General features: G+C 50.3%; 4 protein-coding genes. 3 read left to right on the forward strand and 1 reads right to left on the reverse strand.

Translation table 11 applies throughout. From position 1 onward, the window contains the following. Positions 1–326: 326 nt before the first annotated feature. The 3 genes from J0895_RS13135 to J0895_RS13145 all read left to right on the forward strand — a co-directional run bounded on the left by J0895_RS13135 (position 327) and on the right by J0895_RS13145 (position 2,981). Complete coding sequence (locus J0895_RS13135; RefSeq protein WP_207088538.1) at positions 327–644, forward strand: YkvA family protein; 318 nt, start codon at positions 327–329, stop codon at positions 642–644. Between the two features lie 311 nt (positions 645–955). Then, on the forward strand, positions 956–2,005 hold the full coding sequence (gene lpxD, locus J0895_RS13140; protein ID WP_207088539.1) for a UDP-3-O-(3-hydroxymyristoyl)glucosamine N-acyltransferase: 1,050 nt from the start codon (positions 956–958) through the stop codon (positions 2,003–2,005). A 550-nt stretch (positions 2,006–2,555) separates the two neighbouring features. Beyond that, positions 2,556–2,981 (forward strand): AbrB family transcriptional regulator, encoded by a 426-nt coding sequence (locus tag J0895_RS13145; protein WP_207088540.1) that lies wholly within the window; start codon positions 2,556–2,558, stop codon positions 2,979–2,981. A 154-nt stretch (positions 2,982–3,135) separates the two neighbouring features. On the opposite strand, the gene J0895_RS13150 is transcribed toward J0895_RS13145, so the two are convergent. Then, the coding region (locus J0895_RS13150; RefSeq protein WP_479724802.1) for an Mce/MlaD family protein at positions 3,136–4,011 on the reverse strand (876 nt) is incomplete at its 5' end.

Raw genomic sequence — 4,011 nt, forward strand, 5'->3', positions numbered from 1 at the left:
CGATCGCTTTCCTTACTCCCCAAATTGTACGCAAATAACTGTGGAACTATATAGCCCGTCTCAATCCTTCTGACAATGGATCCTACGCCTAAGCGTCGTCGCCGTGCGTAAAACCTGCGCTTGTCCTCCGATGTGCGGCGACGCAACAGCTTGTGCGCGGTCAGCGTAAGTCTGCCGTTCGGCATCACATCTTGCTCGCTTTCTTTAGGTCAAACTGCTGCAAGACTGGCTATAGTAGAACTTCCCTGGCAAAAATAGGGGGGTTATCTACACCGACAATTGGGCGATCGCTTTGTCAAGATTGAAGAGTAACTAGAGGGCCAAGCATGAATAACTCTATTCAATCCATTTACAACTGGTATCGCAACACACTTCGCAATCCCAAATATCGCTGGTGGATTATTTTGGGAACCGTGGCTTATTTCTTCAGCCCCATTGATGTTGCTCCCGATTTCATCCCGGTGATTGGGCAACTTGATGATATCGCTTTAGTCACTCTGTTAGTTGCGGAGTTATCTCAAATTGCATTGGATTATTTTAAAACCCGAAAAGGTGAAGTGGGAGAATCCACCAATCCCGTCAATACAGCCTCAACGGTGGGGGGCTCTACGGTAGATGTAGAAGCCAGTTCCGTCAATCAATAATGTATTTCTTTAACAAATAGCACCCCCCAAGCCTGCTGAATCAGTAGGCTTTGTTTTTTGCTAGGGGTAGGGATTGCCCCGAGGTTAAAGCAGGGGACAAGTTTTATGGTATTTTTAGGGGTTGAAACCGTTTGGAGTGGATACTTGAGTGCCACCGATAACCGGCAGAAAACGACTCGAATTCTTGGAGAATTCTGAAGAAAACTCCCCTCCAGAGTCGGTCTGATCAGAGGGGATCGGAGGAGGCTTTATGCTGAGTGAAGTTAGAAGTCTCTACCCAGGCAAACCTTCGATAAGTGCCGATCGCCATCATGAAATTTAGTGAAATTGTCCAAAAACTTGCCATTCATCTCCCCGATAGTCCCGTCGTTTCAATGGGTGAAGACCCGGAAATTACGGGAGTTGCAGCCGTAGAAGAGGCAACTGTCGGGAGTTTGAGTTATATCGAAGGCCGTAAATTTGCCGATCGCATCGCGGTGACGGCAGGGACGGCATTGATTTTGCCGATGAATCCCCAATTGCAGCAACAGGCGAGCGATCGGGGTATCGCGTGGGTGGCGACAGAGGAACCGCGATTATTATTTGCTCATGCGATCGCCTTGTTTTATCAACCCTTTCGACTCCCGGCAGGCATTCATCCCAGCGCCTCAATTCACCCCGATGCCACCTTGGGGGAAAATCTGGCGATCGGGGCCTTTGTCTCCATCGCCAATGGAGTCAAAATCGCCAACAATGTCTGCATTCATGCCAACGTCACCCTCTATCCCCATGCCGAAATTGGGGAAGGAACAGTCTTACACGCCAACTGCACCATCCATGAACGCACCCGCATCGGCAAGCGCTGCACCATTCACTGTGGGGCCGTTATTGGGTCCGAAGGGTTTGGATTCGTTCCCTCTCGTTCCGGTTGGGTGAAAATGGAGCAATCCGGCTACACCGTTTTAGAGGATGGCGTAGAGGTGGGGTGTAATAGTAACATTGACCGTCCTGCCGTGGGAGAAACCCGGATTGGGGAGAATACAAAAATTGATAACTTAGTCCAAATCGGTCATGGGTGCAAAATTGGCAAAAATTGTGCCTTAGCGGCCCAGGTGGGTTTAGCCGGTGGGGTGCAGTTAGGAAACAACGTGATTTTAGCCGGTCAAGTGGGCGTAAACAATCAGGTGAAAGTGGGAGATGGGGTGATCGCCACGGCCAAAACCGGCATTCACACGGATATCGCCGCAGGTGCAGTCATCTCAGGTTTTCCGGCGATTCCTAACAGGCTCTGGCTGAAAACCGTTGCCCTTTCCTACCGTCTTCCAGAAATTTATCAATCCCTCAAGCAACTCCAGCGCCTGTTGGGTTCAAAGTCAAATTAAGATAGCCATTCAGCACTGAAATCTTGCACCCGTGGCAACACCCGACGGGGGATCAATCCCCTTACCAGAGTAGGTTTTTTACGTTTATGGTGATTCGCCTTACTATTAACTTCAGCGACGGTCCCCGGAGCAGGGCATCGGTCCGGGGACCGTTCGTACTACCTCTTTCTACGCGCAAGTGCGATCGCGCGTCACTATGACCCCACCCTAACCCGGAGCAGGGCATCGGTCCGGGGACCGTTCGTAAAAACCCTACTCTGGTAAGGGATCAATCCCCCGTCTAACAAATTCACTCGGTTGAAACCGACTGAAAGTCTTATGGGGTGATGTTTTTAGTCGGTTTTTAACCGACTTGAGCTGTTAGGCGGGGTTTGAACCCCCGTCGGGCTCTATTCCGGTGAACCGGGGTGAAATTTTGAGCCCTCTAATTTTTTTATAAAAAATTATGGTTAAAAACTACAGGTTTGAGGATATATTTTTAACTAGGCCAAATTGAATGATGCGGCTGAATTTTTAGTTTTTAGATCGGGAAGGATAATCATTGAAAGCAATGAGTGAAATTGCTACAAGCCCTCTTAAAGGAAAGGCGCTGCTTCAAAAAGTAAAAGAACTCTCGCACTTACCCCGCCGAGAAACCGCCAAGCGCTGTGGATACTACAGCAAGTCAAAAAATGAAGAGTTCCGGGTAAACCTGACGGACTTTTATGATGCCGTGCTGGAAGCTCGCGGGATTCCCCTCAGCCCAGAGGGGACAAAAGATGGTCGGGGTCGAGAGGCAACTTATCGAGTCAGCGTCCACAAAAACGGACAAATTGTCATTGGTTCAACTTATACCCAGTCAATGGGATTAAAGTCCGGTGATGAGTTTGAAATTAAACTGGGTTACAAGCACATCCACCTGATTCAGGTCGATAGCAGTAAAAAGGACTTCCTTACCGAAGACGATGAGGAGTTCGAGGAAGACGATGACGATTAGAGGACTACAAAACAACCGATTGTTTTAGTCGAGTTTTCTAAACATTCCTTCAAAATTTAGACCAGTCCCCCTCCTTCCCGGCTCAGTTTAGCGTCAAGGAGGGGGACTGTTTTTTTTGTGGTTAACCCGTTTTCCCGGGGATAGGTTTGGGAAATCAACGGTTGCGTGCCGTGAGATTATCCGGGTTAGGACCAGGGGATTTAGACCGGGGTGGAAGAGCGGAGTCAAGCTGTTCTGGTCTCTGTTGCGCTGAAGCAGGCCGGAGGAGTTGGGACTGTAATGAAGGGTCGCTGACGGTATGAGAAAGGGGCGCTAAAGCCATTGCAAACCGAGCGTGTTCTTCGAGTTGTTCCGTCGAAGAGAGCAGATCCCCAAGGATGAGCAAAATATTCCGAATACTTTCAAATAAAGCTGGATCGCCGGTTAATGCTTCCAAATCGGAGGTAATTTTTTGGACATTTTGGAATGTGGCGCGGGCAGAATCTAGGGTTTGCTGCAATGACAGCAGATTGCTCGGGGAGATGGCCGTATCGGTGAATTGGGCGAGATTGGCCGAGGCAGCGGAGGCATTGGCGGCGAGTTGATTGGCGGTAACTGAGAGGGTATCTAGGTTTGCTAAGAGTTGAGAATCCTCAAATTGATTGAGCTGTTGTTGGACCCCGGCGACGAGGGGGGTAATCTGTTGAGCGCTGATTCGCAGTTGTTCGCTGGTGGTGTTGATGTTGTTGAGGGTGGTGACGAGGGTGCCTCGATTGGTGGCGACGAGTTCATTGACACTACCAATCAGGGTGCGGAGGTCGGCAGCGGTGAGGTTGAGTTCCCCTGCGGTGCCGCCGAGTCCCTCTACGGTGCTCCCAACGCGATCGAGGGTGAGACTGATCCGGTCGGCACTGGCACCAAAGGTCCCGGCAACGGAGCCATATTCTTCAGCGGCGGCCCCAATTTGATTTACCGTTCGTTGGAGGTCCCCGGCGATCGCCCCGTAGCGATTGGAGATGGCGGTAATTTGATTGGTGGCGGTGCGGATATC

The sequence above is a fragment of the Phormidium pseudopriestleyi FRX01 genome (assembly GCF_017313335.1).
GTDB lineage: Bacteria > Cyanobacteriota > Cyanobacteriia > Cyanobacteriales > Laspinemataceae > Laspinema > Laspinema pseudopriestleyi.